The organism is Embleya sp. NPDC005971, assembly GCF_040629175.1.
Lineage (GTDB): Bacteria > Actinomycetota > Actinomycetes > Streptomycetales > Streptomycetaceae > Embleya.
Genome location: NZ_JBEXUX010000161.1, coordinates 1 through 3,700 on the forward strand (window position 1 = coordinate 1; position 3,700 = coordinate 3,700).

Here is a 3,700-nt window from a genome sequence, read left to right on the forward strand (position 1 = left end):
ACCACCGCACCCGGCTCGACCCCGAACGACCGCCACAACTCGGCCAACGAAACCATCACCGCCCACAACACCGGCTGAACGACGTCGACCCGGTCCAGCCACTCCTGCGACTCGGACCGCAACACCGACACCAACGACCAGTCCACGAACGGCGCAAGAGCCGCCTCACACTCGGCAACCCGCCCCGCGAACACCGGCGACGAACCCAACAACCCCGCAGCCATCCCCAACCACTGCGAACCCTGACCAGGAAAAACGAAGACCGTCCGGCGCGCAGCCTGTGCGATCCCCTGCACCACACCCGTCGCGGGTACGCCGGCCGCCAGCGCCTCCAGGCCCGCCGTCAACTCGGCAGGGTTCCCGGCCAGTACGACGCCACGATGCTCCAGTGCCGACCGCGATGCGGCCAACGCCAGGGCCAGTGCTCCCGGTTCGGCCTCCACCCGATCGGCGAGGAACGAGATCAGCCGGCCCGCCTGTGCCCGCAACGCGACATCCGAGGCACCGGACAGTACGAACGGCAGTGCCAACCCCGGCGGATCCTGCGCCGGAACCCCGGCCGGATCGGCTCCCCGTTCCGGCTCCGCCAACGGCTCCGGTGTCGTGGCGGGCGCCTGTTCCAGCACCACATGCGCGTTCGTACCGCTGATCCCGAACGAAGAGACACCCGCTCGCCGCGGCCGACCCGTGTCCGGCCACTCCCGCGCCTCGGTCAGCAAGCGCACGTCGCCCGCCGTCCAGTCCACATGCGAGGACGGCGCGTCGACATGCAGCGTGCGCGGCAGTACACCCTCGCGCAGCGCCATGATCATCTTGATCACGCCGCCGACGCCCGAGGCCGCCTGGGCATGGCCGATGTTCGACTTCAACGACCCGAGATACAGCGGCTGTTGGTCGCCGCGGTCGCGGCCGTACGTGGCCAGCAACGCCTCCGCCTCGATTGGGTCGCCGAGCGTGGTACCGGTCCCGTGCGCCTCGACCGCATCCACGTCCCGCGCACTCAACCGACCGTTCGCCAACGCCTGCCGGATCACCCGCTGCTGCGACGGACCGTTCGGCGCGGTCAGCCCGTTGCTCGCACCGTCCTGATTCACCGCGGAGCCGCGGACCACGGCAAGTACCCGGTGGCCATTGCGCTGCGCGTCCGAGAGCCGCTCCATCAGCAGCACGCCGACGCCCTCGGACCAGGCCGTGCCGTCGGCACCGTCCGCGAACGCCTTGCAGCGGCCGTCGTCGGCCAGTCCCCGTTGGCGACTGAACTCGATGAACATGTCGGGGCTGGACATGATGGTCGCGCCGCCGGCCAGTGCCATCGTGCACTCGCCCCGGCGCAGGGCCTGGGAGGCCAGATGCAGGGCGACGAGCGACGAGGAGCAGGCCGTGTCCACGGTCACCGCCGGGCCCTCGAACCCGAAGGAGTAGGCCAGTCGGCCCGAGGCGACACTGCCGGTGGTGCCGGTGAGTCGGTAGCCCTCGACGGCTTCCGGCGTGCGGCTCAGCAACGGCCCGTAGTCCTGCGACACGGCACCGATGAAGACACCGGTCGCACTCGCCTTCAGCGGTGCGGGGTCGATCCCGGCCCGCTCGAACACCTCCCACGACGACTCCAGCAACAACCGCTGCTGCGGATCCATCGCCAACGCCTCACGCGGCGAGATCCCGAAGAACTCGGCGTCGAAGTCGGCGACCCGGTCGAGGAAGCCGCCCGCACGGACGTAGGTCTTGCCCGAGCTGTCCGGGTCGGGGTCGTAGATGCCCTCCAGGTCCCAGCCGCGGTCGGTCGGGAAGTCGCCGATCGCGTCGCGGCCCTCGGCCACCAGCCGCCACAGGTCCTCCGGCGAGCCGACACCGCCCGGGAACCGGCAGGCCATGCCGACGATCGCGATCGGTTCGTCGTCCCCGACCGACACCGTGGGTGCGGGCAACGCGGTGGGTGTCGCACCCGGTTCACCCAGAATCCGGGTCTTGAGGTGCCGGGCCAGCGCGACCGGTGTCGGGTAGTCGAAGGTCAGCGAGCCGGAGAGGTGCAGGGCGGTCGCGGCATTGAGCCGGTTGCGCAGTTCGACCGCGGCAAGGGAGTCGAACCCCACCGCCTTGAAGGTTTGTTCCGCCCCGATCAGGTCGGCCGACGTGTGGCCGAGCACGAGGGCGGCCTGGGTCCGGACCAAGTCGGTGAGCAGTTGCTCCTGTTCCGCCCCGGACCGCCCCGACAGCCGTTGGGACAGGGCGGATTCACCGCCCACTGCCGCCACCGCGACCTGCGCGGCACGGCGGGCCCGGGTGCGCACCAGGCCGCGCAACAGTGCGGGAGTCGCGCCCTGGGTGGCTTGCGCCCCGAGTGCCGTGTGGTCCAGCCGGACGGCGGCGAGGTTCGCGGCACCGAGGTGCAGGGCCGCGTCGAGCAGGCCGAGGCCCTGTTCGGCGGTCATCGCGACGATGCCGGCGCGGCGCATCCGGGCCAGATCCCGGCGGCCGAGTTGCCCGGTCATGCCGCTCGCGTCGGCCCACAGACCCCATGCGACGGAGGTGCCGGGAAGCCCGGCGAACCGACGGCGGGCGGCGAGGGCGTCCAGGAACGTGTTCGCGGCGGCATAGTTGGCCTGCCCCGGGGTGCCCAGCAGGCCGGCGACCGAGGAGAAGAGCACGAAGGCGGAGAGGTCGTGGTCGGCGGTCAGTTCGTGCAGGTTGATCGCGCCGTCGACCTTCGCGCGCAGCACGTGCCCGAGCTGTTCGGGGGTCATCGACTCGATCAGGCCGTCGTCGACGACACCGGCGGCATGCACGATCGCGGTGAGCGGGGCAGCCACGGGTATTCGGGCGAGCAGCGCGGCGACGGCTTCCCGATCGGCCGTGTCACACGCCTCGACGACCACGCGGGCGCCGAGGGCCACCAGGTCGTCCGTCAACTCCCGGGCGCCGGGTGCGTCCGGCCCCCGACGGCTGGCCAACACCAGGTTGCGAATGCCGTATCGGCTGACGAGATGGCGGGCCACCAGGGCGCCGAGCGTGCCGGGCCCGCCGGTGATCAGCACCGTGCCGTCCGGGTCGAGCGGCACCGGCATGCCCAATACCAACTTGCCCACGTGCCGCGCCTGCGACATGAACCGGAACGCCTCCGGCGCCCGCCGCACATCGAACGACCGCACCGGAAGCGGCTCCAGGACAGCCGCCTCGAACAGGCCCAACAGGTCGCCGAGCAACGCCCCGATGCGCTCCGGACCCACGTCCAACAGGTCGTACGCCTGATACGAGACACCCGGATGGGCCGCCTGCACCGCCTCCGCATCCCGGATGTCGGTCTTGCCCATCTCCAACAACCGGCCGCCGTCGGCCAACAACCGCAACGACGCGTCCACGAACTCACCCGCAAGCGAGTTCAACACCACATCCACACCACGACCACCGGTCGCCGCACGGAACCGCTCCTCGAAGTCCAGAGTCCGCGACGAGGCGATATGCGCATCGTCCAGACCCAAACCCCGCAACGCGTCCCACTTGCCCTCACTCGCCGTCGCGAACACCTCGGCACCCAGATGACGCGCGATCTGCACCGCCGCCATCCCCACACCACCCGCACCCGCATGCACCAGCACCGACTCACCGGGCCGCAACCCGGCCAACCCCACCAGCCCGTGATACGCCGTCAGGAACACCACCGGCACCGACGCCGCCTGCTCGAACGACCAACCGACCGGCACCT

The 3,700-nt window shown here is 71.0% G+C and carries 1 protein-coding gene; it reads right to left on the reverse strand.

The features are described from left to right. A partial coding sequence (locus ABZ374_RS48225) for a type I polyketide synthase (RefSeq protein ID WP_360325120.1) occupies positions 1–3,700 on the reverse strand: 3,700 nt, incomplete at both ends.